Source organism: Rhizomicrobium sp. (assembly GCA_037200985.1).
GTDB lineage: Bacteria > Pseudomonadota > Alphaproteobacteria > Micropepsales > Micropepsaceae > Rhizomicrobium.
Genome location: JBBCGJ010000001.1, coordinates 3,824,295 through 3,849,492 on the forward strand (window position 1 = coordinate 3,824,295; position 25,198 = coordinate 3,849,492).

Annotated in this window: 30 protein-coding genes; 19 read left to right on the forward strand and 11 right to left on the reverse strand. The window is 64.3% G+C overall.

Annotated elements, in window-relative coordinates; genetic code table 11:
* The 3 genes from WDN01_18840 to WDN01_18850 all read right to left on the reverse strand — a co-directional run bounded on the left by WDN01_18840 (position 1) and on the right by WDN01_18850 (position 2,537).
* Positions 1 to 699 carry a VacJ family lipoprotein gene (locus WDN01_18840; protein MEJ0028088.1) on the reverse strand — a complete coding sequence of 233 codons (699 nt, stop codon included), beginning with the start codon at positions 697 to 699 and terminating at the stop codon, positions 1 to 3.
* A gap of 139 nt (positions 700 to 838) precedes the next feature.
* A complete protein-coding gene (locus WDN01_18845) occupies positions 839 to 1,636 on the reverse strand; it encodes a molybdopterin-binding protein (GenBank protein ID MEJ0028089.1) in 798 nt (265 codons plus the stop codon).
* A complete protein-coding gene (locus WDN01_18850; protein MEJ0028090.1) occupies positions 1,629 to 2,537 on the reverse strand; it encodes a cytochrome b/b6 domain-containing protein in 909 nt (302 codons plus the stop codon). Before WDN01_18850 ends, WDN01_18845 begins: the two co-directional genes overlap by 8 nt.
* 132 nt (positions 2,538 to 2,669) lie before the next feature.
* Here WDN01_18850 and WDN01_18855 point away from each other — a divergent pair, with 132 nt between their 5' ends.
* The 7 genes from WDN01_18855 to WDN01_18885 all read left to right on the forward strand — a co-directional run bounded on the left by WDN01_18855 (position 2,670) and on the right by WDN01_18885 (position 11,232).
* The gene (locus WDN01_18855) at positions 2,670 to 3,431 is read left to right on the forward strand and encodes an alpha/beta fold hydrolase (GenBank protein ID MEJ0028091.1); all 762 of its coding nucleotides are present in this window, start codon (positions 2,670 to 2,672) and stop codon (positions 3,429 to 3,431) included.
* Between the two features lie 36 nt (positions 3,432 to 3,467).
* On the forward strand, positions 3,468 to 4,226 hold the full coding sequence (locus tag WDN01_18860) for an SDR family oxidoreductase (protein MEJ0028092.1): 759 nt from the start codon (positions 3,468 to 3,470) through the stop codon (positions 4,224 to 4,226).
* Positions 4,227 to 4,498: 272 nt separating this feature from the next.
* Positions 4,499 to 5,173, forward strand: a complete 675-nt coding sequence (locus tag WDN01_18865; protein ID MEJ0028093.1) for a bifunctional 4-hydroxy-2-oxoglutarate aldolase/2-dehydro-3-deoxy-phosphogluconate aldolase — start codon at positions 4,499 to 4,501, stop codon at positions 5,171 to 5,173.
* Entirely contained in the window at positions 5,173 to 6,276 is a 1,104-nt protein-coding gene (locus WDN01_18870) for a sugar kinase (protein MEJ0028094.1), read from the forward strand. Before WDN01_18865 ends, WDN01_18870 begins: the two co-directional genes overlap by 1 nt.
* The gene (gene uxaC / locus WDN01_18875) at positions 6,276 to 7,670 is read left to right on the forward strand and encodes a glucuronate isomerase (GenBank protein ID MEJ0028095.1); all 1,395 of its coding nucleotides are present in this window, start codon (positions 6,276 to 6,278) and stop codon (positions 7,668 to 7,670) included. Before WDN01_18870 ends, uxaC begins: the two co-directional genes overlap by 1 nt.
* Positions 7,671 to 7,684: 14 nt before the next feature.
* Positions 7,685 to 8,896, forward strand: a complete 1,212-nt coding sequence (gene manD, locus WDN01_18880) for a D-mannonate dehydratase ManD (protein MEJ0028096.1) — start codon at positions 7,685 to 7,687, stop codon at positions 8,894 to 8,896.
* Positions 8,893 to 11,232, forward strand: coding sequence for a glycoside hydrolase family 31 protein (locus WDN01_18885; protein MEJ0028097.1), 2,340 nt, complete (start codon positions 8,893 to 8,895; stop codon positions 11,230 to 11,232). The genes manD and WDN01_18885 overlap by 4 nt, the downstream gene beginning before the upstream one ends.
* Here the strand turns inward: WDN01_18885 and WDN01_18890 are convergent.
* From WDN01_18890 to WDN01_18900, 3 genes are all read right to left on the reverse strand, one after another.
* Positions 11,229 to 12,314 (reverse strand): acyl-CoA dehydrogenase family protein, encoded by a 1,086-nt coding sequence (locus WDN01_18890; GenBank protein ID MEJ0028098.1) that lies wholly within the window; start codon positions 12,312 to 12,314, stop codon positions 11,229 to 11,231. The two genes, WDN01_18885 and WDN01_18890, sit on opposite strands and share 4 nt — an antisense overlap.
* Position 12,315: 1 nt before the next feature.
* Positions 12,316 to 13,488, reverse strand: a complete 1,173-nt coding sequence (locus tag WDN01_18895) for an acyl-CoA dehydrogenase family protein (protein MEJ0028099.1) — start codon at positions 13,486 to 13,488, stop codon at positions 12,316 to 12,318.
* 61 nt (positions 13,489 to 13,549) lie between these two features.
* Positions 13,550 to 14,722 carry an acetyl-CoA C-acetyltransferase gene (locus tag WDN01_18900; protein ID MEJ0028100.1) on the reverse strand — a complete coding sequence of 391 codons (1,173 nt, stop codon included), beginning with the start codon at positions 14,720 to 14,722 and terminating at the stop codon, positions 13,550 to 13,552.
* A gap of 177 nt (positions 14,723 to 14,899) precedes the next feature.
* Between WDN01_18900 and WDN01_18905 the strand changes: the two genes are divergently transcribed.
* The 4 genes from WDN01_18905 (at position 14,900) to WDN01_18920 (ending at position 18,733) form a co-directional block, all read left to right on the forward strand.
* Complete coding sequence (locus WDN01_18905; protein MEJ0028101.1) at positions 14,900 to 16,483, forward strand: alkaline phosphatase D family protein; 1,584 nt, start codon at positions 14,900 to 14,902, stop codon at positions 16,481 to 16,483.
* 48 nt (positions 16,484 to 16,531) lie between these two features.
* Positions 16,532 to 17,668, forward strand: coding sequence for a PLP-dependent transferase (locus tag WDN01_18910; protein MEJ0028102.1), 1,137 nt, complete (start codon positions 16,532 to 16,534; stop codon positions 17,666 to 17,668).
* Positions 17,669 to 17,728: 60 nt separating this feature from the next.
* Positions 17,729 to 18,001 (forward strand): hypothetical protein, encoded by a 273-nt coding sequence (locus tag WDN01_18915; GenBank protein MEJ0028103.1) that lies wholly within the window; start codon positions 17,729 to 17,731, stop codon positions 17,999 to 18,001.
* A gap of 90 nt (positions 18,002 to 18,091) precedes the next feature.
* Positions 18,092 to 18,733 (forward strand): hypothetical protein, encoded by a 642-nt coding sequence (locus WDN01_18920; GenBank protein ID MEJ0028104.1) that lies wholly within the window; start codon positions 18,092 to 18,094, stop codon positions 18,731 to 18,733.
* A 12-nt stretch (positions 18,734 to 18,745) separates the two neighbouring features.
* On the opposite strand, the gene WDN01_18925 is transcribed toward WDN01_18920, so the two are convergent.
* Complete coding sequence (locus WDN01_18925; protein MEJ0028105.1) at positions 18,746 to 19,003, reverse strand: hypothetical protein; 258 nt, start codon at positions 19,001 to 19,003, stop codon at positions 18,746 to 18,748.
* Positions 19,004 to 19,081: 78 nt separating this feature from the next.
* Positions 19,082 to 19,285 carry a cold-shock protein gene (locus WDN01_18930; protein ID MEJ0028106.1) on the reverse strand — a complete coding sequence of 68 codons (204 nt, stop codon included), beginning with the start codon at positions 19,283 to 19,285 and terminating at the stop codon, positions 19,082 to 19,084.
* A 498-nt stretch (positions 19,286 to 19,783) separates the two neighbouring features.
* Between WDN01_18930 and WDN01_18935 the strand changes: the two genes are divergently transcribed.
* Genes WDN01_18935 through WDN01_18945 form a run of 3 tightly spaced genes read left to right on the forward strand, consistent with a single transcriptional unit; the run spans position 19,784 to position 20,557 of the window.
* Entirely contained in the window at positions 19,784 to 20,116 is a 333-nt protein-coding gene (locus WDN01_18935) for a hypothetical protein (GenBank protein MEJ0028107.1), read from the forward strand.
* A 16-nt stretch (positions 20,117 to 20,132) separates the two neighbouring features.
* Positions 20,133 to 20,363 (forward strand): hypothetical protein, encoded by a 231-nt coding sequence (locus WDN01_18940; protein ID MEJ0028108.1) that lies wholly within the window; start codon positions 20,133 to 20,135, stop codon positions 20,361 to 20,363.
* 5 nt (positions 20,364 to 20,368) lie between these two features.
* A complete protein-coding gene (locus WDN01_18945; protein ID MEJ0028109.1) occupies positions 20,369 to 20,557 on the forward strand; it encodes a hypothetical protein in 189 nt (62 codons plus the stop codon).
* Here the strand turns inward: WDN01_18945 and WDN01_18950 are convergent.
* Together WDN01_18950 and WDN01_18955 are read right to left on the reverse strand one after the other, a co-directional pair.
* Positions 20,554 to 20,823 carry a hypothetical protein gene (locus WDN01_18950; GenBank protein ID MEJ0028110.1) on the reverse strand — a complete coding sequence of 90 codons (270 nt, stop codon included), beginning with the start codon at positions 20,821 to 20,823 and terminating at the stop codon, positions 20,554 to 20,556. The genes WDN01_18945 and WDN01_18950 overlap by 4 nt on opposite strands.
* A gap of 63 nt (positions 20,824 to 20,886) precedes the next feature.
* Positions 20,887 to 21,090 (reverse strand): cold-shock protein, encoded by a 204-nt coding sequence (locus tag WDN01_18955; GenBank protein ID MEJ0028111.1) that lies wholly within the window; start codon positions 21,088 to 21,090, stop codon positions 20,887 to 20,889.
* 273 nt (positions 21,091 to 21,363) lie between these two features.
* Here WDN01_18955 and WDN01_18960 point away from each other — a divergent pair, with 273 nt between their 5' ends.
* The 5 genes from WDN01_18960 to WDN01_18980 all read left to right on the forward strand — a co-directional run bounded on the left by WDN01_18960 (position 21,364) and on the right by WDN01_18980 (position 24,390).
* Positions 21,364 to 21,741, forward strand: coding sequence for an ArsC/Spx/MgsR family protein (locus tag WDN01_18960; protein ID MEJ0028112.1), 378 nt, complete (start codon positions 21,364 to 21,366; stop codon positions 21,739 to 21,741).
* A gap of 288 nt (positions 21,742 to 22,029) precedes the next feature.
* Positions 22,030 to 22,290: a DUF2277 domain-containing protein gene (locus WDN01_18965; protein MEJ0028113.1), complete on the forward strand. Its 261-nt coding sequence runs from the start codon at positions 22,030 to 22,032 to the stop codon at positions 22,288 to 22,290.
* A 108-nt stretch (positions 22,291 to 22,398) separates the two neighbouring features.
* Positions 22,399 to 22,995 (forward strand): BglII/BstYI family type II restriction endonuclease, encoded by a 597-nt coding sequence (locus tag WDN01_18970; GenBank protein MEJ0028114.1) that lies wholly within the window; start codon positions 22,399 to 22,401, stop codon positions 22,993 to 22,995.
* Positions 22,976 to 23,647: an MT-A70 family methyltransferase gene (locus WDN01_18975; protein ID MEJ0028115.1), complete on the forward strand. Its 672-nt coding sequence runs from the start codon at positions 22,976 to 22,978 to the stop codon at positions 23,645 to 23,647. Before WDN01_18970 ends, WDN01_18975 begins: the two co-directional genes overlap by 20 nt.
* A 14-nt stretch (positions 23,648 to 23,661) precedes the next feature.
* Positions 23,662 to 24,390 carry a hypothetical protein gene (locus WDN01_18980; protein ID MEJ0028116.1) on the forward strand — a complete coding sequence of 243 codons (729 nt, stop codon included), beginning with the start codon at positions 23,662 to 23,664 and terminating at the stop codon, positions 24,388 to 24,390.
* 221 nt (positions 24,391 to 24,611) lie between these two features.
* Here WDN01_18980 and WDN01_18985 read toward each other — a convergent pair whose 3' ends face one another.
* Entirely contained in the window at positions 24,612 to 25,163 is a 552-nt protein-coding gene (locus tag WDN01_18985) for a PAS domain-containing protein (GenBank protein MEJ0028117.1), read from the reverse strand.
* Between the last annotated feature and the right edge of the window lie 35 nt (positions 25,164 to 25,198).

Genomic DNA, 25,198 nt, shown 5'->3' on the forward strand with positions numbered 1-25,198 from the left:
CTACAGATTCGGCAGGTTTTCGGTGTCCGGCGCGCCGTTGCGGATTTCGGCGTTGCGGTGCTGACGGTAGAGGCTGCGGGTCGTGGCGTAGAGGTCGACCGACGTCCGCTCGATCTGGTCCAGATTGTCGACATTCCGCGCCCGAAGATCGACGATCTCGGCGCTGCCGCGGATGATCGAATAAAGGGTCGAGTTGTTCCACTTCAGGTAGGTGAAGGGATCCATCGCGATATCGCCGCCGATGCCGACGACGTCGCGCGGATTGCTGGGGCCGGCGAGCGGCAGCACCAGATAGGGGCCTTCGCCGGCACCCCACACGGCCAGCGTCTGGCCGAAATCCTCGTCATGGCCGGGGATACCGATCTTGGCGGCGACGTCGATCAGTCCGCCCAGGCCTATTGTGGAATTGACCACGGCGCGGCCGAGCGTCTCTCCGCCGCGGGTCGTCTCACCTTGCAACAGGTCGTTGGCGAAGATGACCGGCGAGTCCAGGTTGGACAGGATGTTGTGGATGCCGTCGCGGGCGATGCCGGGCACTACCGTGTTGTAAGCGACGGCAACCGGACGGGCGACCGCGTGATCGAGCTTCTGGTCCAGGTCGAAAATCTGGCGGTTGGTCTGTTCATAGGGGTCGTTCTGGCCGCTCGGATCGGTGGTCGCGCAACCCGACAGCGCGGCCGCCAGCGACAGAACCGCCAAGGAAGATACAATTCGCCTCATTGCCCCACACCCGCGCATTTGCAGAATCGATCCGGTTCCAAATATAACTCAGGATATAGGGATTGGTGCCCCCGGGGGGCAAGGGGCCGCGACAAAGCGCCAAATTCGGCATTTTTGTTCAAATGCCACCGAACCACTGGTAGCCCTGATCCTCCCAATACCCGCCCTTGCCACCGCCGATACGGTCGTAGCTCGCCACCAGATCGATCCGTTGCACATATTTGGCCATTTTATAGCCAAGCTGCCGCTCCGCGCGGACCCGGATCGGGGCGCCGTTCTCGACCGGCAGCGGCTTGCCGTTCAATTCATAGGCAAGGATCGTCTGTGGATGGGTCGCTTCGAGCAGGTCGAGACTCTCGTAGTAGAACGGAGGGAGAATGAGATTGCCCTGGGCGTCGACATCCTCAGACCCCATCGGATCGGCGCAATAGAACACGACATAGCGTGCCTCCGGCGTCGGCTTCGCCAAGGCCAGGATGGCGGCAAGCGGGGCCCCCGTCCATTCCCCGATACAGCTCCAGCCTTCGACGCAATCGTGGCGTGTGATCTGGGTCCGCGGCGGGAATTTGCGGATGTCGGCGAGCGACAGCTTGAGCGGGTTCTCGACCAGGCCGCCGACGGGGATGATCCAGTCCTTGAAGCCCTGGGAAGCATGGATGTTGTAGTCGTTGGTGTTCGGGTTGAGCGTGCCGTTGGGACGGAACACCGGCGCGATGTCGGCCTTGGTGAACTCCGGCGCCAGCGCGTGGCTGCCGGCGAACAGGCGCATGGCGACCCGTGTCAGATTCTCGACTTCGCCTAGGAGGTTTACCGCCCAGGGCGCATCGGCGATGCCGGTGCAACCAGCGAGCGCCAGCGTGGTCAGTCCGGCCGCGCCGTGCGCGAGGAAGCCGCGGCGCGAGGCGCGCTCAGACATCGGCCTTCTCCTTCTCAATGGCGAAGTAGCCGGTGATCATGGAGCGCAGTCCGTTGAGCGGAGCCGATGCGATCAGCGCCGCCATGTGGACGAAGAAGAAGCCGAGGAACGAGAACGCGACGATGAAATGGATGGTGCGCGCGCTCTGCCGTCCGCCGAACGCCCAAAGCAGGGAGGGAAAGGCGCTGTCCATCGTCGGCGACATGGTGAGGCCGGTGAGCACGATCAGCGGCCCCAGTACGCACAGAACGAAGAAATAGCTCAGGCGCTGAAGGCTGTTGTAGTGCTTGGCCGCCTCGCCTTTGGGAAATTGCAGCTTGGCGTGGGTGACGATGTCGTGCGGCAGGTCCGTGAAGTCCTTTTTTGTCGGCAGCAAGTCCTTGGCGAAATGGCCGCTCCAGAAGGCATAGGCGAAATAGGCGAGGGCGTTGAACAGCAGCAGCCAGGCGAAGGCGAAATGCCAGAGCCGGCCGAGCGTCAGGCTCGGCGAGGCGCTCGGGATCGTCGCCCAGGCCGGGAAGCCGCGCACCGTCCTGACGCCGTCGCTGTCCGACACGCCGAAGATGCCGTCGGTGTCGAAAGTCCACGGCCCGATCTTCGTCACGCCCCGGTAATTGTCGTCGGTGCCCTGGGCCGTCATCGACAGGATGGGGCGGTCGAAGTGGGATGTTATTCCCCAATAGAGCGCGGGATGGGCGTTGAAGATCTGCAGGCCCGTCATCAGCATGACCAGCATGCATGCGGCGTTGATCCAATGCAGCGCGCGCACGGCAATCGTGTGCCGGTAGAACAGATAGGTCGGTTTGCGCGGGCCGCGCGGGGCTAGGCGCAAAGCGGCGCGGATGCGGTCGATCGCCTCGCCCATCTTCCGCTGCGGCAGGGATTGGATTGCGTTCGTCATGCCTGACCACGATTTGGCAGCCCGCACCATAGCAGGCCCATGGATCGATTTCGCCGCAGTTGCCGCTTTCGTTACAGACCTCCAATATCGCCGCGCGGTCCGCAAAGAGGCCGGCAGTTCAGGGAGTTCGCCATGGCCAAGCTCAGCCGCGACGGCGTCGAAATCTTCTACGAAACGCACGGTGAAGGTCCGGCGATCCTGTTGACCCATGGCTATTCGGCCACCTGCGACATGTGGCGCGGCCAGATCGCAGTTCTGTCCAAGACGCGCAAGCTTGTGCTGTGGGATATGCGCGGCCACGGCCGCAGCGACTATCCGGCGGCCCAGTCCGAATACAGCGAAGAGAAGACGGTCGCCGACATGGCGGCGCTGCTCGATGCGGTCGGCGCGCGGCAGGCGGTCATCGGCGGGCTGTCGCTCGGCGGCTACATGTCGCTTGCCTTTCATGCCACGCATCCGGAGCGCGTGAAGGCGCTGCTGATCGTCGATACCGGCCCCGGCTACAGGAAAGACGATGCGCGCGACGGCTGGAATCGCAACGCGCTCAAGACGGCCGAGCGCTACGAGAAGGACGGTCTTGGGCTTCTGAGTGGTGGCAGCGCCGAACGCCGGACGGCGCGGCATCGCGACGCCACGGGCCTTGCACGCGCCGCGCGCGGCATGCTCACGCAGAAGGATGCGCGGGTGATCGAATCCTTGCCCGGGATCGCGGTGCCGTCCATCGTGATCGTCGGCGAAAACGACACGCCGTTTCTTGCCGCGTCGGACTATATGGCGGCGAAGATTCCGGGCGCGCGGAAGGCGGTGATCCCGAATGCCGGCCATGCCGCGAACATCGACAATCCGGAAGCGTTCAACACCGTCGTGGAAACATTTCTCGCCGAAATCAGCTAGGAGCACATCGCATGGCAGATCGCGTCAAAGGCAAGGTTGCCCTCGTCACCGGGGGAGCCAGCGGCATCGGTCGCGCGAGCGCATTGCTGCTCGCCAAGGAAGGCGCGAAGGTCGCCGTCACCGACATCCAGGACGACCAGGGCAAAGACGTCGCGCGCGATCCAGGAGGCGGGCGGCGAGGCGATCTATCTCCACCACGACGTCGCCAGCGAAGATGCCTGGGAAAGCGTCGTCGGCGCGGTCAAGGAGGCGTTCGGCCGGCTCGACATCCTGGTCAACAATGCGGGCATCGCCATTGCCGGCTCGGTGCTGACGATGACGCTGGCCGATTGGCGACGGCAGGCCGCGATCAATCTCGACGGCGTGTTCCTGGGCGTGAAGCATTCCCTGCCGCTGCTGCGCGCGAGCGGCGGCGGGTCCATCATCAACATCTCCTCGCTGGCGGGCCTCAAGGGATCGCCGACGCTGGCCGGCTATTGCGCCACCAAGGGCGGCGTGCGGCTGTTCACCAAGGCGGTGGCGATGGAATGCGGCGCGGCGCGCGACAATGTCCGGGTGAATTCGGTTCATCCCGGCATCATCGAAACCCCGATCTGGGCCGGCATCGTGCCTGGCGCGGACGCGCCCGGCGCCAATGCGCCGAACCTCGACCAGATTGCGGAGATGGCCGTACCGATCGGCAAGAAAGGCGTGCCGGATGATATCGCCCAGGGCGTGCTCTATCTCGCCAGCGACGAGTCGCGCTACGTGACGGGAAGCGAACTTATTATCGACGGCGGGATGTCGACGCGTTAGCGCCGCAAAACGTCCGGCCGTGGTCGCCCGACGGTCGACGGCGTTCGGATGGCGCGGTAGAAGTCGGCCGTCGCAGTGGGGCTCACGGCAACCTATCTCTATAATTTGGCCCCGTTCTGGAAGGGCTGGGCGACCCATCTGATCGGGCATTGAGGCTCCGACCCTCTTTTCCGACCGAGCGGTGTTCGAAAAACTGATACCGGTTACCATGCTCGAAATATGGTGCGGGGGCTGGCAATGTGCCGGCCGCTTGCACGCATCGAGGGACGGAAATGGCCAGAGACCGGCTGAAAGTGCTGACCGCCATCATCGACCAAGGCGTTATCCCGGTCTTCTATCATCCCGATGTCGAGGTCTGCTCCAAGGTCATCCAGGCCTGCGCCAATGGCGGCGCCAAATGCACCGAGTTCACGAACCGCGGCGACTTCGCGGCGCACGTGTTTCTGGAGGTGACGCGGCACTTCGCCAAGGCGGATGATAGCGTTATCATGGGCGTAGGCTCCGTGGTCGACGCCCCGACCGCCGGCCTCTTCATCGCCAATGGAGCGAATTTCGTCGTGGGACCGATGACCAATCCGGAGGTGGCGCGGCTGTGCAACCGGCGCGGCATTCCCTACAGCCCCGGCTGCGGCAGCGCGACGGAAATTTCCGAGGCGCAGGAGCTCGGCTGCGAGATCGTGAAGGTCTTTCCGGGCGAAAGCGTCGGCGGGCCCGCCTTCGTCAAGGCGGTGCTCGGCCCGATGCCCTGGACCAAGATCATGCCGACCGGCGGGGTCGATGCGACCGAGGCGTCGTTGCGCGAATGGTTCGGCGCCGGAATCGTCGCGGCGGGTATCGGCTCGAATCTCATCTCCAAGAAGCTGCTCGACGCCAAGGATTATGACGGCATCGAAAAGAAGGTTCGCGACACCGTGCGTCTGATCAAAGAAATCCGTGGAAGCAAGTAATGACCGACATCCTGAACATCCGTCCCGCGGCGGACTGCAAATGGGACTGCGTCTCCTTCGGCGAGGTGATGCTGCGCTTCGATCCGGGCTTCGGCCGCGTGCGCAACAGCCGGCAATTCGCCGTATGGGAGGGCGGCGGCGAGTACAATGTCGCCCGCGCCATGCGCAAGTGCTGGGGCAAACGTGCCGCGGTGGTGACCGCGCTGCCCATCAACGATCTGGGATGGCTGGTCGAGGATTTCATCCAGCAGGGCGGCGTGGACATGCGCCACGTCATCTGGCGCGAGCATGACGGCATCGGCCGCAACACCCGCGTCGGGCTCAACTTCACCGAGAAAGGTTTCGGCATCCGCGCCGCGCTGGGCTGCTCCGACCGCGCGAACTCGGCCGCTTCGCAGATCAGGCCCGGCGAAGTAAACTGGGAAAAGATCTTCGGCGAGGAGGGCGTGCGCTGGTTCCACACCGGCGGGATTTTCGCGGCGCTGGCGCCCAACACGTCCGAGGCGGTGATCGAGGCGGTCGAGGCCGCACGCAAGCATGGCACGATCGTCTCCTACGACCTCAACTACCGCGCCTCGCTATGGAAGAGCCAGGGCGGACAGGACGGCGCGCGTAAGATCAACCGCCACATCGCGAAATATGTCGACGTGATGCTCGGCAACGAAGAGGATTTCACCGCCTGCCTGGGCTTCGAGGTCGAAGGCATGGACGAGCACATCTCCGCCATCGACCCGGCGAATTTCAAGAAGATGATCCTGACGGCGGTTAAGGAATATCCAAACTTCAAGGTCGCGGCGACGACGCTGCGCAACGCCAAGACCGCCACCTTCAACGACTGGTCGGCGATCCTCTATGCCGGCGGTGAATTCCATCAGTCGATGATGCGCGAGAATTTGGAGATCTACGATCGCGTCGGCGGCGGCGACGGGTTCGCCTCCGGCCTCGCCTATGGCTTCCTCGAAGGCAAGGGGCCGCAGGCGGCGGTGGAATATGGCGCGGCGCATGGCGCGCTCGCCATGACCACGCCGGGCGATACCTCGATGGTCAACGCCAGGGAGGTCGAAGCGGTGATGAAGGGCAAGGGCGCCCGAGTTATCCGCTGATGACCGGGTTGACGCTCCATCCCGATCGCTTCTTTCCGTCCGATCCCGCGACGCGCGCCGTCGCGCGTGCACTGTTCTCCAAGGTCGAGACGCTGCCGATCCTCTCGCCGCACGGCCATACCGATCCCGGATGGTTCGCGACCGACGCGGCATTCGAGGACGCGACCAGCGTATTCCTGTGGCCCGATCACTATGTGACGCGGATGCTCTATTCCCAGGGCATCGCGCCGGAGGCGCTGGGGTTTCAGAACCCGAACGCCGACCGCCGCGCGGCATGGAAGCTCTTCGCGTCGAACTATCGGCTGTTCCGCGGCACGCCGTCCCGCCTGTGGCTTGATCACGTGTTTTCCACGGTCTTCGGAATCGAAATGCGGCTGGGCGCGGACACGGCCGATCTCTATTACGACGCGATCAACGCCGCGCTTGGGACACCGACGTTCCGGCCGCGCGCGCTGTTCAAGCGATTCAATATCGAGAAGATCGCCACCACCGAGGGCGCGCTGGACACCCTGGCCGATCACGACGCGATCGCACGCGACTGGCCGGGCCATGTCGTGACGACCTATCGCCCCGACGACGTGATCGACGCGGACAAGCCGAACTTCGACGCAAACGTGGAGATCTTCGGCGCGCTGACGAAGGAGAACACCGCAACCTGGGCCGGCTATCTCAAGGCGCACCAGGCGCGCCGGGCGTTCTTTTGCGCTCATGGGGCGACCGCGACGGATCACGGCCACCCGACGGCGGCGACCGCCGATCTGGCCGCTGCCGACGCCCAGGCGCTGCTCGACCGGCTGCTGCGTGGCCGGGGCGAGGCGGGCGACGCCGAACTGTTCCGCGCCGCGATGCTGACCGAGATGGCGAAGATGTCGTGCGAGGACGGCATGACGATGCAGATACACCCCGGCGTCTATCGAAATCACAACCCCGCGCTGTTCGCGAAATACGGTCCGAACATGGGTGCCGACATCCCGATGCGCACCGATTATGTACACGCGCTCAAGCCGCTGCTGGACCGTGTCGGCAATCGCGGCGATATCGCCATTATCCTGTTCACGCTGGACGAGACGAATTACGCGCGCGAACTGGCGCCGCTCGCCGGCCATTATCCGGCCCTGAAACTCGGGCCGGCGTGGTGGTTTTACGATTCGCCGGAAGGCATGCTGCGCTTCCGCCGACAGGTGACGGAGACCGCCGGCTTCTACAACACCGTGGGGTTCAACGACGACACCCGCGCCTTCTTCTCCATTCCGGCGCGACACGATCTGGCGCGGCGGATCGATGCGGCCTATCTCGCCGAACTGGTCACCAGCCAGCGGCTGGAGGAGGATGAAGCGCAGGACGTGATCGTCGATCTCGCCTACAATCTCCCCAAGGCCGCCTACAAGCTCTAACCTTTGCGAGTGCCATGTCCAAGATCCGATCCGCGCGCGTCATCGTCACCTGTCCGGGCCGCAATTTCGTCACGCTGAAGATCGAGACGGAAGACGGCGTCACCGGTCTGGGCGACGCGACGCTGAACGGTCGCGAACTGGCGGTCGCGAGCTATCTCACCGATCATGTCATCCCTTGCCTGATCGGCCGCGATGCGCATCGCATCGAGGACATCTGGCAATATCTCTATCGCGGCGCCTATTGGCGGCGCGGACCGGTGACGATGTCGGCGATCGCCGCCGTCGATACCGCGTTGTGGGACATCAAGGGCAAGGTCGCGGGCCTGCCGCTTTATCAGCTTCTGGGCGGTGCCTCCCGCGAGGGCGTGATGATCTATGGTCATGCCAACGGCAAGACGATCGAGGAAACGGTCGCCGAGGCGATCCGCTACCAGGAAGAAGGCTACAAGGCCATCCGCCTGCAATCCGGCATTCCCGGCCTCGCCTCCACCTATGGCGTATCGAAGGACAAGAAATATTACGAGCCGGCCGACGCCGACCTGCCGACCGAGAACGTCTGGTCGACGGTCAAATACATGCGCACCGTGCCCGACCTGTTCGCGGCGGCGCGCGACAAGCTCGGCTGGGATGTGCATCTGCTGCACGACGTGCACCATCGCCTGACGCCTATCGAAGCCGGGCGGCTGGGGCGCGATCTGGAACCCTACAAGCTGTTCTGGCTGGAGGACGCGGTGGCGGCGGAGAACCATGCGGGCTTCCGCCTGATCCGCCAGCACACCACGACGCCGCTCGCGGTCGGCGAGGTGTTCAATTCGATCTGGGACGCCAAGCAGCTCATTGAGGAGCAGCTCATCGACTATATCCGCATGACGGTGGTGCATTCGGGCGGCATCACGCATCTGCGGCGCATCGCGAGCCTCGCCGATCTCTATCACGTGCGTACGGGCAGCCACGGCGCCACCGACCTGTCACCGGTGTGCATGGCGGCGGCGCTGCATTTCGATCTTTCGGTGCCGAATTTCGGCATTCAGGAATACATGCTGCATACCAAGGAGACCGACGCGGTCTTTCCGCACGCCTACAGCTTCGCCAAGGGCGAGATGCATCCGGGCGAGGCGCCGGGCCTGGGTGTCGAGATCGACGAGACGCTGGCGGCAAAATATCCCTACAAGCGCGCCTACCTCCCCGTGAATCGGCTCGAGGACGGCAGCATGACGAACTGGTGAGCACGCTCCTCAAGCCGCCGGTCTTCCAACTCGCCGCCCGCGACGGCAATCGCCTGACGCTCAGCGACGGGCCGGCGGTGGCGCATGTCTTCGTTCTGGAAGACGATATCTTGCGTGTCCTGGTGGTGCCCGACGGCGTCTTGCGGCAGCCGAAGACCTGGGCCATCGCGCCGGGCCTTGAAGATGTGCCGACCGAGGGCCGCGACCGGTTCGATCTTTCGGGATTTGCGCTGCCGCCGTTCGATCTGGGCGAGGAGGACGGCCGACTCGTCATAACGACGGCGAAACTTGCACTGTCGATCCGCCTGAACGGCTTTGTCTGCTCCTGGTCCGACCCGAGCGGCGCACCGCTGCTGAAGGACAGGCCGACCCAAGCCTATAATTTCGGATGGTGGGACGACCGCGTGTACCACCACCTCGTCCGCGATCCGGCGGAAAAGTACTTCGGCCTCGGCGAACGGTCCGGCGACATGGATCGCGCCGGCCGCCGCTTCCGCATGTCGAATGTCGATGCGATGGGCTACGACGCACGGAACTCCGATCCGCTCTACAAGCATATTCCGTTCTACATCACGCAAAAGGAAAACGGCGCCGCCGCGGGGCTGTTCTACGACACGCTGTCGGACTGCACCTTCGATATGGGCTGCGCGCGCAGCAATTATCACGGCCTGTTCCGGAGCTTTGTCGCCGATCACGGCGATCTCGATTACTACTTGATCGCCGGCTCGATTCCGGACGTCGTCCGCCGCTATACCTGGCTGACGGGCAAGCCTGTGCTCCTGCCGCGCTGGGCGCTCGGCTATTCCGGCTCGACGATGAGCTATACGGACCGGTCCGACGCGCAAGCCGCGATGGCGGAGTTCCTGGCGAAGTGCGAGGAGCACGACATCCTCTGCGATTCCTTTCATCTGTCGTCGGGCTATACCTCGATCGGCGGTAAGCGATACGTCTTCCACTGGAATCGCGATAAGTTTCCCGATCCCGCCGCTTTCGTGCGCTCCTATGCGCAAAAAAATGTGCGCCTGATCCCCAACGTCAAGCCGGCCATGCTGCACGACCATCCGCTGTTTGCAGAGGCGCGTGACAAAGGCCTGCTGATCGCGGCCGCCGATGGCGCGCCCGAATGGGTACAGTTCTGGGACGCGCTGGGCGCCTATGTCGACTTCACCAATCCGGCGGCGTCGGCGTGGTGGAAGGAGAAAATGACGACCGCGCTGCTCGATGTCGGCATGGCCGGCACCTGGAACGACAACAACGAATTCGAGATCGTGAGTCCCAAGGCCGTGGCGCACGGCTTCGGCAGGCGCGCGGCCGCCATCGAGTCAAAGCCGCTGCAGACGCTGCAGATGATCCGCGCCTCGCGCGATGCCCAGCGTGCGCATGCGCCGGACAAGCGTCCGTTTCTCGTCAGCCGCAGCGGTGGCGTGGGCATGCAGCGCTATGTCCAGACCTGGTCGGGCGACAATTTCACGAGCTGGGAGACGCTGAAATACAATATCAAGATGGGGCTCGGGTTGGCGCTCAGCGGTGTGTCGAACACCGGCCATGACGTCGGCGGCTTCGACGGTCCCAGGCCCGACGCCGAGTTATTCGTGCGCTGGGTCGGCTTCGGCATTTTCATGCCGCGCTTCTCCATCCATTCCTGGAACACCGACCGCACGGCGAACGAGCCCTGGATGCATCCGGCAGTTACGTCCCAAATCCGCGACCTCATCAAGTTCCGCTATCACTTGCTGCCGTACCTTTACGATCTGACATGGCGATACGCGCAGTACTACGAGCCGATTGTCCGCCCGACCTTTCACGATTTCCCGGACGATCCGCACTGCCTCGAAGAAAACGACGACATGCTGCTCGGTCGCGCGCTTCTGGTCACCCCCATCGTCGAACCCGGCGCAACGGTCCGCGCGATATACCTGCCGTCCGGCGCGCGCTGGTTTGACTGGTGGACGGGCGAGGCGTTCGCGGGCGGCCGGACGGTCGTGCGCCCCGCACCATGCGGCCGCCCGCCGCTCTTCGCGCGAGAAGGCAGCGTCGTCGCCCTCAACACCGCCGAGCAGCACTTCGCCGCCCGCGCCGACCGGCGCGGCTTTCAAATATTCCCCGTCGCGGAGGGCGCCCTCGAGGCGGAAATCTTCGACGACGACGGCGAGAGCGAGGCCTGGCGGCAGGGTCGCTATCGGCTATGGCACGTGCGCGTGACGTGCACGCTGCAAGCCGTCGATGTAGCGATCACCGCGACGGAAAACGGATCGCCCGTCGAATGCAATGCGGAGGTCGTCGTGCCGGTGACCGAGACGCGACGCGTGACGGTGTCCGGCGGAAGCCTGCGTTAATTTCCAATCCAGCCCTGCGCCACCGCCGCGTCATGGCGGACTTTTTCCGGACCTCCCAGCGCCTGCCGGTCAAAGCCGATGCGCTTGAACCAATAGTGCAGGCCGAGCAGGTCGGTGAAACCCATGCCGCCATGCACTTCGGTTGCGGTGCGCGCGACGAAGGTGCCGACTTCGGCGGTATGCGCCTTGGCATGCACCGCCATGCGCCGCGCCTGGTCGGGGAACGCGTCGAAGGCGTAGGCCGCATACCAGATCAGCGCGCGGCACGGCTCGAGCTCGGCTACCATCTCCGCGCACATATGCTTGACCGCCTGGAACGAGCCGATGACGCGGCCGAACTGCTTGCGCTGCTTGGCATAGTCGACCGCCTTCTCGATCATCCGCCCGCCGGCGCCCAGCGTGTCGGCGGCGAGCATGATGCGGCCTGCATCGATCAGGCGTTCCAGCGTCGCCTGCGGATTTCCCGATGACAACGGCTCGGCGTCGACGGTATCGAAACTGAGTTCGCCGATCGCCCGCGTCACGTCGATGGTGGTGAACGCCGTTCTTTCCAGCCCCTTTGCATCGGCATCGACGATATGCAGGGCGCCGAAATTGTCCGCGACGATGAAGAACTCCGCGCCGGCGAAATCGAGCACGAAAAGCGACTTGCCGGAAAGCTTGCCGGCCCTCGCGGAGATGCCCGCCTTGTCGCGCGCCCCGGATGCGTGTTCGCTGATCGCGACGCCCGCGGTCGCTTCGCCGGACGCCAGCTTCGGCAGATATGCCCTCTTCTGCGCCTCGCTGCCTGCGCCCAGAAGGGCGAGCGGCGCCATAACCGACGACGCCACGAACGGTACCGGCGCGACGTGACGGCCCAGCATCTCCGCCGCCAGCGCGGCGTCGAGAAGCTGAAGTCCCAGCCCGCCGAATTCTTCCGGGATCAGCATGCCGGTGACGCCGAGCTCCGCTATCGCCGTCAACACATCGCGGGCCGTGCCATCGGTCGTCTTGCGCACGCGCTCGAGCGGGCAGACGCGTTCCAGCGTGCGGCCGATGCTCTCCTGCATCATCTTCTGATCGGGAGTGAGGCCGAATTCCATATCAGGCCTTCGCCGGCTTCGGTTCGCGCGGCATGCCCAGGCCGCGCTCGGCGATGATGTTCTTCTGGATCTGCGCCGTGCCGCCGCCGATGATCAGGCCAAGGTCGAACATGTAGTTCCATTGCCAATTGCCGTTGTTGCGTGAATGCTGCGAGCCACCATAGAGCACGCCGAGCTCTCCCAGCGCGTCGATCGCGAAAGCCGCAAGCTGGTGATTAAGCTCGCAGCCCATCAGCTTGACGATCAGTCCGGCGACGCCCGGGTCTTCGCCTTTGAGACGCGACGTCAGAAGGCGCAGCCCGTGGAATTCCATCGCATGCGCGCGGGCCTGGAGTTTCAGCAGCCGGTCGCGAAGCACCGGGTTGTCCATCAACCGCACGCCGTCGACGGTCTCTTCGCGCATCAGATCGACGATGGCTTTTAGCCGCGTGCCGGCCTGGTTGGGATCGCCCAGCATGCCGCGCTCGTGCTTCAGGGTCGCATTGGCGACCATCCAGCCCTGGCCGCGTCCTGCGACCACGCCGGATTTCGGCACGCGCACATCGGTGAAGAACACCTCGTTGAATTCGGCGCGGCCGGTCATCGTCACCAGTGGACGCACCTCGATTCCCGGCGTCTTCATCGAGAACAGTATGTAGGAGATGCCTTCGTGCTTCGGCTTGTCGGGTTCGGTGCGCACCAGGCAGAACATCATGTCGGCCTGCGCCGCGGTCGAGGTCCAGATTTTCTGGCCGTTGATGATGAAGTCGTCGCCCTCTTCCGTCGCGCGGGTCGTGAGCGCCGCGAGGTCGGATCCCGCGCCCGGCTCGCTATAGCCCTGGCACCAGACGATCTCGCCACGCAGCGTCGGCGCGATGTATTTGCGCTTCTGCTCCTCCGAGCCGACCTCCAGAAGCGTCGGCACCAGCATGGAGATTCCCTGGCCGCTCATGCCCATGGGCAGGCCGGCGGCGATGAACTCTTCCGCGACGATGCGCGATTTCAGGACGTCGGGCGCGGCGCCGAAGCCGCCATATTCTTTCGGGATGGTGCGCGCGGCATAACCGCGCGCGATGAGCAGATTCTGCCATTCGCGCATATCGCCGGCAGGCGGTGCGCGGTCGCCGAATTCCCGCGTAAAGGCGCGAACCTCATCGCGGAAGGCTTCGTATTCGGGGGAGTAGGAGAGGTCCATCTATCCCTCTCCGACCGTCATCGCCCGGACACGCCGGACGATGACGGAAGAAGGTTCAGGGTTACAGCCGCTCGACGATCGTGACGTTGGCGAGGCCGCCGCCTTCGCACATCGTCTGCAGGCCCCACTTCTTGTTGCGGTCCTTGAGCGCATAAAGAAGCGTCGTCATCAGCTTGGTGCCCGAGGCGCCGAGCGGGTGGCCGAGCGCGATGGCACCGCCGTTGACGTTCAGGCGCTCCGGGTCCGCACCGGTCTGCTGCAGCCATGCCACGGGGACGGAGGCGAAGGCCTCGTTGACCTCGAACAGGTCGATGTCGTCGATCGACATGCCGGCCTTCTCGAGCGCGCGCTTCGTCGCGGGCAGCGGAGCCTCCAGCATGATCACCGGATCGCCGCCGATCACCGTCATGTGGCGGATGCGCGCCAGCGGCTTGACGCCGAGCGCCTTCAGGCCTTTTTCATTGACGACCAGCACGCCCGACGCGCCGTCGCAGATCTGCGACGAGGTCGCGGCGGTGATCGCGCCGCCTTCACGCAGCAGCTTCACGCCCTTGATGCCATCGAGCGAAACGTCGAAGCGGATGCCCTCGTCGGCCGTGTGCTGCGACTCCGTGCCGTCCTCGGCCTTGATCGTCAGCGGCACGATCTCGTCCTTGAACTTGCCACCCTGCGTCGCCGCGATCGCTTTCTTGTGGCTCTCATAGCCGAAGTGGTCGAGCTGATCCTTGTTGAGGCCGTATTTGCTCGCCATCATCTCGGCGCCCATGAACTGGCTGAACTGGATGTTGGGATATTTCGCCTGCAGGCCCGGGCTCATATAGGTCCCCATGCCGTTCTGCATCGGAAGCGCCGCGGAGGCGCCCATGGGCACGCGCGTCATGCTCTCGATGCCCATCGCGATCACCGCGTCCATCGAGCCCGACATCACCGCCTGCGCCGCGAAATGCAGGGATTGCTGCGACGAGCCGCACTGGCGGTCGACCGAGGTGCCCGGCACGTGCTCGGGCAGACGCGAGGCCATCACCGCATTGCGCGCGACGTTGATTGCCTGCTGGCCGACCTGGCTGACGCAGCCGCAGATCACATCCTCGACGAGATCGGGATTGGCGCCCGAGCGGTCGAGCAGCGCGTTGATGACGTTGGCGCCCAGATCGACCGGATGCCAGTCCTTTAGCCTGCCGCCGCGCTTGCCGCCGGCCGTACGCGCCGCCGCTACAATGTAAGCTTCACCCATGACGTCACTCCCGAGGATTTTCCGAGCGTGTTTTAGCATTGCGACCAATGGCCCGCACCAGAGGAAAAATCGCGTCTTTTTGGTTGCCGCAGCGGAAACGGTCTTATGATGCGCTCAGCGATACGCAACCGTCACGCCGGCATGTTCTGAGACGGGAGGACATCGTGGAGTCGGAACATGGACGGACGTTTGGTTTCATCGCGCCGCACGCTTCTTAAGGGTCTTGGCGCGTCGGCAGTGTGGCTCGCGGCCGCCCCGGCCGTCGCGAAGGGCCTCGCGGCACCGTCCTGGACGGCCAATCCCTTCAGTCTCGGCGTCGCCGCCGGAGCGCCGTTGGCCGACGGTTTCGTGCTGTGGACCCGGCTGGCACCCGCGCCGAACGAGCCGGATGCGGGCATGGGCGGACCGTCGCGTCCTATCGGCTATGAGATCGCAAGCGACGACACGATGCACCACATCGTTCAGCGCGGCACCGCGCTGGCGGATGCCGATTTCGGCTACTCGGTGCACAAGCAGATTCGCGGCCTCAGGCCCGGCCGGCCCTATTGGTACCGCTTCACCTCGGGCGGCGCGTCGTCGACCGTCGGGCGCGCCATGACCTTGCCGCCCCCCGGCACGGCCGCGCTGAAATTCGCCTACTTCTCCTGTTCGAACTACGAGCACGGCTACTTCTCCGCCTATCGCCATGCGGCGGAGGAGAACCCGGATTTCGGCATCTTCCTGGGCGACTACATCTATGAATATGCCGAGAAGAAGCATCCGGTCGTGCGCACTCATTCCGGCGGCAAGGAATGCGAGACGCTCGACGAATACCGCGCGCGCTACACGCAATACCGCCTCGATCCCAATCTGCAGTTCCTGCATGCCAGCGTGCCGTCGCTCGCCACCTGGGACGATCACGAGGTGCAGAACGACTATGCCGACAAATGGGGCGAGGACTTCCAGGATCCGGAGGCGTTCTTGAAGCGGCGTGCCGCGGCCTATCGCACCTATTATGAATTCATGCCGCTGAAGCCGGGGTTCTCGCAGCCGCACGGCCCGAACATGCGGCTCTACGACCGCTACGATTTCGGCGATCTGCTCCGCGTCGACCTGATCGACGGTCGGCAATACCGCTCGCGCCAGGCCTGCTATGACGACCGGAAGAAGAAAGGCCTGAGCGCTGGCGGCCACATCGAAACGCCGGAGTCCTGTCCCGAGCTGATGGAGCCGTCGCGCTCGATGATCGGCATGGCGCAGGAGAAATGGCTGTTCGAGGGGCTCGCGACCTCCAGGTCGAAATGGAACGTCATCGCCAACGACGTGATCCTGGCGCGGCTGCACCAGGGCGGGGTGGAAGCCTATTACACCGACGGCTGGGACGGGTTTCCGCCGAGCCGCCAGCGCCTGCTCGATCATATCGCCAAGTCGAAGCCGTCCAATCCCGTGGCGATCACCGGCGACATCCATTCCTTCTGGGCCAACGACATTAAAGCCGACTTCGCCGACGAGACGTCGCCGGTCATCGCCAGCGAGCTGATCGGCACCTCGATCACGTCCAATGGCGTGCCCTACGAGACGTTCGCGAAATACCTGCCGGACAATCCGCATGTGAAGTTCTTCGAAAGCCGCAAGCGCGGTTATGTCAGCGTCGAGCTCACGCGGCAGGCGATGACGGCGAAATTCCAGGTCGTGTCCGATGTCACCGATGCCAATGCAAGCCTCTCCACGCTCAGGACATTCGTGGTCGAGGACGGCAAGCCTGGGCCGGTTGCCGCCTGACGCGGTGCATGCCAGCATCGGCGCATGGCAGATGATGCACGTGCGAGAATGAGCCCCGCGACGGTCGCGGCCCAGGCGCTCGGCTGGATCGACGAGAAGACGCGCGCGGTGGCGCCGCCGCTGTATCCCTCCTCGACCTTCCTCCGCGATGCGGACAACCAATACCGCTCCGGCCGCGCCTATGCCCGTGCCGACAACCCCACCTACGACCAGGCGGAGGCCGTGCTGGCGAGCCTGGAGAATGGCGCGGCCGCGGCGCTGTTCGCCTCCGGCATGGCCGCGGCAACGGCGGTGTTTCTCTCTCTCAAGCCCGGCGACCATGTCGTGGCGCCCAAGCTGATGTACTGGCTGCTGCGAAGCTGGCTGCTCGGCTTTGCGACCGATTGGGGCCTGCGCGTCGATCTCGTCGACATGACCGATCTCGCCGCCGTGAAGGCTGCGATGCGGCCCGGCACCACCAAGCTGGTTTGGGCCGAGACGCCGGCCAACCCCACCTGGGACATCACCGATCTCTCGGCTGTGGCCGCGATCGCGCACGCGGCAGGCGCGCGGCTCGCGGTGGATTCGACGGTGGCGACGCCGGTGTTCACGCGGCCGCTCGATCTTGGCGCCGATATCGTGATGCATTCGGCGACGAAATATCTGAACGGTCATTCGGACCTGATCGGCGGCGCGCTGGTCACGCGTGACGAAGACGAGGTGTGGGCGCGGATCAAGACGCTACGCAGCCAGCTCGGCGGCGTGCCGGGAACCTTCGAGGCGTGGCTTCTGCTGCGCGGCATGCGCACGCTGTTCCCGCGCGTGCGCGCCGCCGCCGCGAGCGCCTTTGCCATTGCCGAGCATTTCCGCGGGCATCCGCTGGTGCTGGACGTGCTCTATCCCGGGCTGACGAACTTCCCGGGCCATGACATTGCGGCGCGGCAGATGACGGGCGGCTTCGGCGGCATGCTGTCCATCCGGGTGAAGGGGGGCGAGGCCGCGGCCATCGCTACGGCCGCGAATATAACGCTCTGGAAGCGCGCGACCTCCATCGGCGGGGTCGAAAGCCTGATCGAGCAGCGGGCCAGCGTCGAGGGCCCGGGCACGCCCTGTCCGCCCGACCTGTTGCGGCTCTCTGCCGGGATCGAAGAGACGTCCGACCTGATCGGCGATCTCGAAGAGGCGCTCGGCGCCGCGCATCGCTAGCGCTTCGGAACGGGCACGGCGGCGGAACGTTCCGTTCCTGGAGCCCCGGAGTTCACGACCTTGTTCCGCGCCGCCATCGTCTTCGCCGCGTGGCTGACCCTCGTCGGATTTGCGGCCGCCCATCCGGTGCCTTTGGCCGCCCAGGCGGCCGCGACCGGAATGCCGACACCGATCGGTCGTCTGAGCCATGACGTCAGTCCGGCCGGCTTCGTCTACACCGAAGCGCCGGGCGCGCCCGGCGTCCCGCCCGAGCTGCAAGGGCGCAAGCGGCACCGGCCGCACCCGGCAAACAGGGGGATGCCGCGCAGAAGCAGGACGGCGTTGTCCCTCTGACGCCGGAAGGGCTTGGGACAAGTCGGCGCCGGGCTTTCCGAAGCCGGCCGGATTGTGCATTTTCCGGATTGAGGCATAACGGGCGCTGCCATGACCGCGCGGCTGGAAGTTATCGTAGGGCCGATGTTTTCGGGCAAGACCGAGCTTCTGATCGCGCGGCTGCATCGCGCGCTCTATGCCCGCAAGCGCCTGCGCATCGTCAAGCCCGCGCATGACACGCGCACGCAAGGCTTCATCGCGGCGCGCGCCGTCAATCCCGACGGCACGACCGAAGTCACCGATAAGCTCGCCGCCATCCTGGTGCGGAACGAGGAGGATTTCTGGCGCGTTGCCGGGCCGGAAGACTACGACGTGCTCGCCGTCGACGAGGCGCAGTTCTTCCCGCTGGACGAGCCGATGCGCGACAGCCTGGGCTGGTTCGGCCGCGCCATCCGCGAATTGCTGCGCTGCCGCCGCCACACGCCGCTGCGTATCATCGTGGCGGGACTCGATATGGACTTTGCGGAAAATCCGTTTGGGCCGATCCCCGGCCTTCTCGCCCTGGCGGACAGCGTCGACAAGCTCACCGGCGTCTGCATGATTTGCGGCTCCGACGCCGGCCATATCAGCCACCGTATCGTGCCGGGCGAAGCGCAGCTTGCGGTCGGCGATGCCGGCGAATACCAGGTCCGCTGCCGCGTCTGCTACGAACCGCCCGGTCCGCGCGCCACGGTCAGAAGCGCCGCGGAATAGCGCCCGGCGGCTTCAAACGGCTTTGACGGTCTTGGCTTTGCGCGTCTTGGGCGCGGGCGGCGGGGCGTTGGCGGCCTCGATCCGGTCGGCCTCTTCCTTGGCGAGACGCAGCGCGCGCAGCTTCTCGGTCTTGGTGTCGAGTGCCTTGCGTTCGGCGTCGACCATCTGCTTGACGAGGGTGGTGCGCGCCTCGGCCAGTTCGAAATGGTTCTGCGCCCGGCGCCGGGCGCCGTCGCGCTCCGCAGGCTTGGGCTCGGTGGTCTTCTGCATGAGGTCTCCGTTTTCCCAAAAAAGAGCGGCCGGCGGCGGAAGTTCCGCCACCGGCCGCTTCGAAGCGTTAGCCACGCATCAGACGGCCTTGAGATTGGCCGCCTTGGAGCCGCGCGCATCCGGCTGGATGTCGAACGACACCTTCTGGCCTTCGGCGAGCGAGCGCATGCCCGCCGCCTCGACGGCGCTGGCGTGGACGAACACGTCCTTGCCGCCGCCTTCCGGCGCGATGAATCCGAAGCCCTTGGAGGTATTGAAGAACTTCACGGTACCGATAGTCATTGCAGTATTTCCCGACAACAGAGTTTCCGCCCCCACACATGCGAAGGCGGCGCGGAAAGAACGAAGGCATCAGCTTGTCAGAAGTTTTCCGGTTGGTTCGGCGCGCGTATCACGGCGGGTCGTATCGACGGGAGCGCTTCGTCTGACGGGACGTAAGAACCACGTGGCCATGGTATACTCGCTTGCGGGGTCATTTACAATCCACGCCGCAGAGGCGGCCTTTTGCACCGCGAAGCGCCATCGCGGCGCCTCCTGCGACCGCGCCTTGCTTGTAATGGCGGCCGGGCAGGCCCATATGAGTATGAGCGGCAAATCTTTGCCTCCCCGAAAGCCTGTTCGATTTCCGGCGTGCACCGGTCGCCTCGCGCCTGGCGTGCCACGCGAGTGGCCCCGTTTGCGCGGGATTGCGTGTGCCGCGCCGGAGACCGCGGCGGCGGATTGCCGGAGCTCAACGCTTCGGCGTCTCGCCGCCGCTGGCGCCAACCGAAGGACGGAACGATGTCCACGCGCATGCTGAGCCGGACGGTGACCTTCCGCCGTCCTTTCGTTCTGGACGGTTTCGAGCGCGTCGAGCCCGCCGGCACCTACACCGTCGACACCGAAGAGGAGTCGATCGACGAAGTCTCCTTCGCCGTGTGGAAGCGCTGCGCGACGGTGATGCACATCACCCATGACGGCGCGACCGAATATGTGCGCATCGATCCGGAGGATCTGCGCAAGGCCCTGGCGCGCGACGAAGGTGCGGAAGAGCCGGACGGCGCCGCCCAGGCCCATCTGGACGCCGGGCGCCGTCACAACACGGCCCGCCTGGCGCGGCGCAAGAAATACTGAGCGAAAGACGATCCGCATGAGCAACGACTTCGAATTGAGCCGCATATATGCCGAGGGCTGGAACGCGGCGTGGAAATTGTCGCCGGCGCAGGCCGCGGTGCTGGAGCGGCGCGGCATGGCGGCGCTCAATCCTTACGCCGAGGGCCGCGAACGCGACCGCTGGGCCGAGGGCTTCGGCCGCGCACTGGGCACGCCGCCGAACGCGACGGCACGCGGCGCTGCGGGACGCTGGGGCCTGCGCCGGTGAACGTCGTGCACAGAATTCGCTATCGCCGGCCCGAGACGCCGTGGAGCCTGTCGCAGATGACGACGCAGAACGCGGTCGATGCCGCGATCCAGATCAAGCGTCTTCTGGCGCTGGGCTATGCGGTGGCGGACGTCACGCCGCCGCTGGCCGAATCGCCGTCCGAGACGGCGGCGCCCGACGGGCCCCTGCTTTAGCCGATCACCATCTTCTTGCGCGGCTTCCGCGCCTTGGGCGGCGGCGCGTTGGCGGCCGCGAGCGCCGCGGCTTCGCGGTCGGTCTCTTCCTTGGCGAGGCGCAGGGCGCGCAGCTTGGCGGTGTTCGCGTCGGTCGCCTTGCGGGCCTGGGAGAGTTCCTGCTGGATCACCGAACTCGCCTGGCGCGGCACGGCGAACTGGTCCATCGCCTTGCGATGCGCGGCGGCGCGGGCCGGCGGACTTAAGGGATTGTGGTAGGCGGCCATGGACGGATCCTTTCGTTAGAAAGCGCCGGCGGCGGACCCGAAGGCCCGCCGCGCGCCGATCGTTCAGGCCGATTTGAGATTGACGGCCTTGCTGCCCTTGGGGTCGGGCTGGACGTCGAAGGAGAGCTTGTCGCCCTCGTTCAGCGAATGCATGCCGGCCGCCTCGAGCGCGGTGGCATGCACGAACACGTCCTTGCCGCCGCCATCCGGCGCGATGAATCCGAAACCTTTTGCGGAATTGAAGAATTTCACGGTACCGATCGTCATTGTCGTTTTCCTGGTATGTACGATTTTCCGCGCGCGCGACATGCGCGTTCGGACGGGGGTCGCGAAGCATCAGTTTTGTGGGGGAAGGGTTCCGTGTCGTCCGGCGCGCCTTTGGCGGGTCGATATCAACAAGAGCGCTTCGTCTGACGAGACGTAAGAACCACGTGGCGTCTGTATAGGCTCTTTGCCGCCAACATACAATGCGCCCGCAAATCGCCGCTTCGGGACGGATAATCGTCCGTACACGAACGGTATGCGGCAGGAGAAAACGCGATGACGGTGACCATCTACCACAATCCCGCCTGCTCGAATTCGCGCGGCTGCCTCGCGATCCTGAAGGAGGTCGCGGCGCGGGACGGTTTCGAACTGCGCGTGGTGGAATACCTGAAGACGCCCTTGCCGCGCGCCGCGCTCGAACGCCTGGCCGCGGCGCTGGCGGCGGATGCGGGCCCCGCCTGGCCCGGCCTGGCCGCCGGCATGATGCGCGAGAAGGAAGCGGTCTTCGCCGAACTCGGGCTGGCCGGCGCGGGCGACGCGGCGCTGTTCGCCGCGCTGGCCGTGCACCCGATCCTCCTGAACCGCCCGATCGTGGAGACGCCGAAGGGCGCCCGCCTGTGCCGCCCGCCAGAGCGTGTGCGGGGCCTGCTCTGAGGCGGGGCTTTCGAAGCGAAAACGCGGTTCGATTCGGCGGTTCGGGTCGCAGGCGCTTGATCCGGCGGGGAAAAGGGCCTGGACAATGCCGCGGCACGGCGTAGGCGAAGCGATCGCGTCCTCCTGTTCGAAAGGTTCCGAAAGACGTAGCGCCGGCCGGCCTTCTTTCAAGACGTCCCCGCGCGGCCGCGCAGGTTGCGCTAGACTGGCGGCGGAGATTTCGAGGACCGTTCCATGTGCCGCAACATCAAGACGCTGCACAAGTGAGGGCCACTATGAAAAGGTCCAGTGGACCTTTTCGGCCCGAACGCCCCGCCGGCGACGGAGGCGGAGATCCGCGCCAGCGCGCTGCAATTCGTCCGCAAGCTGAGCGGCACGGCGCGCCCGGCCAGGCAGAACCAGGCCGCCTTCGACCGCGCGGTGGACGAGGTGACCCACGCCGCGCAGCACCTGCTGGCGTCGCTCGTCACCCACGCCCCACCGCGGGATCGCGCGGAGGAGGCGGCGAAGGCGAAGGCGCGAAATGCGAAGCGGTTTGCGGTGGGGTGAGCGACGCAACTTGGAAGATTTTGATCGCGAAGGGGCTTGCGGGCTTTTTCCAATGAGAACATAATAGGAACATTGGACGCTCGATGGGCGAACCCGCATGCTCATTCCATGTCGAATCATCCCCTTGTCCCGAAGGAGATCACCGACCGCTATTACGTCCAGGAGTGGCGGCACGGCATCGCCATACTTTCGGCGGCGCACCCGCAAGAGTGGAACGATATTCTCGACGCTCTTCGGAATTTTCAGTTGCTCAAGAGTGACATTCTCAAGCCGGGCGGCAGCAAGTCGGACATCGCAGGCAAAATCGACGGCGCGCTCATTGCGCGTGAATGGCGTGAGAAGGCGTTTGACACAAAGATTATCGTGGATGGCGTCCCGCACCCGTCGCCCACACATTCCGTCGACTGCTACAAGAATCGGATTGCGCTCGAAGTCGAGTGGAACAACAAGGATCCGTTCTATGATCGCGATCTCAACAATTTCCGGCTGTTGTTCGACCTGCGCGTCATCGATGTCGGCGTCATCGTGACCCGGGCGACGGAATTGCAGACCATTTTCAATGCGCTCGGCAAAGGGTCGAGTTACGGAAATTCGACGACGCACTTTTCCAAACTGCTGCCGCGCATCGAAGGCGGCGGCGGTGGCGGATGCCCCATCGTCGCCTTCGCGATCAAAAAGGAATGCTATGTCGACGACAGCATCTGACGATCTTCGCGCCTTTGTCGGCGATCAGCGTTTCGGGACGGTGCTGGCCGATCCGCCTTGGCGCTTCGCCAACCGTACGGGAAAGATGGCGCCCGAGCATAAGCGTCTCAGCCGCTACGAGACGATGACGGTCGAGGAGATTTGCGCATTGCCCGTGCCGCAGGTCGCGCGCGACCGCGCGCATCTTTATCTCTGGGTGCCGAACGCGCTGATGCCGGACGGACTGCGCGTATTGGAGGCGTGGGGGTTCACCTACAAGACCAATCTTATCTGGCACAAGGTGCGCAAGGACGGTGGACCGGACGGGCGTGGGGTCGGGTTCTATTTCCGCAACGTGACCGAGATGGTTCTGTTTGGCGTGCGCGGTAAGAACATCCGCACGCTCGCGCCGGGGCGACGGCAGGTGAATTTTCTGGCGACGCGCAAACAGGAACATTCCCGCAAACCGGACGAACAATACGCGATTATCGAGGCGTGTTCCGAAGGGCCGTATTTGGAGATGTTTGCGCGCGGACGTCGCGAGGGTTGGACGTCTTGGGGGGCGCAAGCCGATGATGGCTATAAGCCAAGTTGGAATACTTATGTCCATAACTCGGCAGCTAAAAGAACGCGCGAGAAGAACGAACTGGTGAGGCTATTATCAGAAGCGTGATTTAAGGGGTTTATATGGCCGGCAAGCGAGCCAATGTACGCAAAAGACGTGTCCCAACTGGGCCTATCGCAAATCAGATTTTTATAGGGTGCCCATGGAAAACTGTCAGGCCAAAATACATCACTATCACGGAGAGGTTCTCGAAAAAATATCCGGTCTCTTTCATTATTGTTGGAAAGGAGAAGGAGCACTCCGCAGAGGATCTTCTCGGGCTAATTAAAGGCAAACTGGAGTCATCCAGCGGCGCCATATTTGATGTTTCAGGCGGCAATGCCAATGTCTCTCTCGAATTTGGTTATGCTGAAGCTATGGGGGTTCAAAGCGCGCTTTACTTAAACACTCACCAAATGGGGACTCGACGCGGAGGCGGGGCCGCAATTATTTCCGACCTCGCAGGCAAGCGACGTCGGGAGTACAAAAATGAGGCTAGGCTTTCCGAACTGTTGGGCGAGTACACAAAGAATCATCCATTTACATTGCGCTTCGAGCAGGCCCTTCGGAGATCGCTAAAGAGTGCGTCAAAAGGGGCCAAGAAGCGGACACGAGCCCTTACCCTCAAGATAATCCACTACCTTGACGATAAAATATCAGTAAGGCGCAGCGATCTAACGAACCACATCTTGGCGCTTCACAATGGCTACAAAGCCAAAGAGGTGGAGCAAGGGTTGAAGATGCTTCACAAAGAAGGTCTGATCAAAGTAAGCGAAGGAAGATATTCAGACGTCTATATCTTTTCAGAATAGCTGTTTCACCGGCGCCTGCTCCGACGCTCTCCGGTAAGTTCGGCCAGTTCGCTGCTTCAACTGGCGCGCGCTTTCCCAATTCCATGCCTGATCCGGCTTTGCCGGATCGATCTCCTCAGCTCCCGGGGAGATGGAATCCTCGGCGCCGCATAACCCACTGCCTTGAGCAAGTCCTAGTCGGGGGGCGGAGCAGGCATCTTCTGGCTAGCGGCGCGCTCTAACTAAAGCTGTATCCGCAGATTCGAAATAATGATCCGCTTCTCCAGCTCGATCTGGTTGATCGTCGACCAGCTCACCTGCGGCAGCACCACGCTCAAATCGTATTCCGACTTGGTCAGGAAATCGATCGCGCCCAGGACGCGGTCGACCTTGATGCCGTCCTCCGACAAGGGCAGCGCAAGGTGCTCGATGTTCAGCGTCGTGCCGCTCTCGGTCGTGATCGTCGCCTCGTCCACCACCGCCATGCGCATCTTCACGGCGCAGAGCAGGTTCTTGCGCCACTCCTCCTCCCAGCCGCCGATCTGAAGGTCGAGCAGGATGCGCTCGGAGCCCTCGATCTTGAAGTTCTGTACCAGGTTGCCGCCCATCAGGCGGAACTTGAACCAGATGCCGTCGTCGTCCGTCATCACCTGCGCGATGTAGACGTAAGGCAGCTCGGCCTTGATCGAGTTGGGGTCGATGTCGGCGCGCGCCGGCAGGTCGCGGTCGTCGCGGGCGTGAATCCAATGGGCGAACACCGCGGCGTTGCGCCGGCTCGAAAGCACCAGATGCATGTCGCGGCAACCTTTCCGGCCATCGATCGACGGGT

Bases quoted from the DNA above. Each gene is read 5' to 3' on its own strand.
- WDN01_18850 (MEJ0028090.1), bottom strand. From the start codon at position 2,537: ATGACGAACGCAATCCAATCCCTGCCGCAGCGGAAGATGGGCGAGGCG.
- WDN01_18920 (MEJ0028104.1), top strand. From the start codon at position 18,092: ATGACCGCGCGGCTGGAAGTTATCGTAGGGCCGATGTTTTCGGGCAAG.
- WDN01_18865 (MEJ0028093.1), top strand. From the start codon at position 4,499: ATGGCCAGAGACCGGCTGAAAGTGCTGACCGCCATCATCGACCAAGGC.
- WDN01_18940 (MEJ0028108.1), top strand. From the start codon at position 20,133: ATGAGCAACGACTTCGAATTGAGCCGCATATATGCCGAGGGCTGGAAC.
- WDN01_18905 (MEJ0028101.1), top strand. From the start codon at position 14,900: ATGGACGGACGTTTGGTTTCATCGCGCCGCACGCTTCTTAAGGGTCTT.
- WDN01_18870 (MEJ0028094.1), top strand. From the start codon at position 5,173: ATGACCGACATCCTGAACATCCGTCCCGCGGCGGACTGCAAATGGGAC.
- WDN01_18910 (MEJ0028102.1), top strand. From the start codon at position 16,532: ATGAGCCCCGCGACGGTCGCGGCCCAGGCGCTCGGCTGGATCGACGAG.
- WDN01_18955 (MEJ0028111.1), bottom strand. From the start codon at position 21,090: ATGACGATCGGTACCGTGAAATTCTTCAATTCCGCAAAAGGTTTCGGA.
- manD (MEJ0028096.1), top strand. From the start codon at position 7,685: ATGTCCAAGATCCGATCCGCGCGCGTCATCGTCACCTGTCCGGGCCGC.
- WDN01_18950 (MEJ0028110.1), bottom strand. From the start codon at position 20,823: ATGGCCGCCTACCACAATCCCTTAAGTCCGCCGGCCCGCGCCGCCGCG.
- WDN01_18855 (MEJ0028091.1), top strand. From the start codon at position 2,670: ATGGCCAAGCTCAGCCGCGACGGCGTCGAAATCTTCTACGAAACGCAC.
- WDN01_18980 (MEJ0028116.1), top strand. From the start codon at position 23,662: ATGGCCGGCAAGCGAGCCAATGTACGCAAAAGACGTGTCCCAACTGGG.
- WDN01_18970 (MEJ0028114.1), top strand. From the start codon at position 22,399: ATGTCGAATCATCCCCTTGTCCCGAAGGAGATCACCGACCGCTATTAC.
- WDN01_18975 (MEJ0028115.1), top strand. From the start codon at position 22,976: ATGTCGACGACAGCATCTGACGATCTTCGCGCCTTTGTCGGCGATCAG.
- WDN01_18935 (MEJ0028107.1), top strand. From the start codon at position 19,784: ATGTCCACGCGCATGCTGAGCCGGACGGTGACCTTCCGCCGTCCTTTC.
- WDN01_18895 (MEJ0028099.1), bottom strand. From the start codon at position 13,488: ATGGACCTCTCCTACTCCCCCGAATACGAAGCCTTCCGCGATGAGGTT.
- WDN01_18985 (MEJ0028117.1), bottom strand. From the start codon at position 25,163: ATGCATCTGGTGCTTTCGAGCCGGCGCAACGCCGCGGTGTTCGCCCAT.
- WDN01_18930 (MEJ0028106.1), bottom strand. From the start codon at position 19,285: ATGACTATCGGTACCGTGAAGTTCTTCAATACCTCCAAGGGCTTCGGA.
- WDN01_18960 (MEJ0028112.1), top strand. From the start codon at position 21,364: ATGACGGTGACCATCTACCACAATCCCGCCTGCTCGAATTCGCGCGGC.
- WDN01_18890 (MEJ0028098.1), bottom strand. From the start codon at position 12,314: ATGGAATTCGGCCTCACTCCCGATCAGAAGATGATGCAGGAGAGCATC.
- uxaC (MEJ0028095.1), top strand. From the start codon at position 6,276: ATGACCGGGTTGACGCTCCATCCCGATCGCTTCTTTCCGTCCGATCCC.
- WDN01_18845 (MEJ0028089.1), bottom strand. From the start codon at position 1,636: ATGTCTGAGCGCGCCTCGCGCCGCGGCTTCCTCGCGCACGGCGCGGCC.
- WDN01_18900 (MEJ0028100.1), bottom strand. From the start codon at position 14,722: ATGGGTGAAGCTTACATTGTAGCGGCGGCGCGTACGGCCGGCGGCAAG.
- WDN01_18925 (MEJ0028105.1), bottom strand. From the start codon at position 19,003: ATGCAGAAGACCACCGAGCCCAAGCCTGCGGAGCGCGACGGCGCCCGG.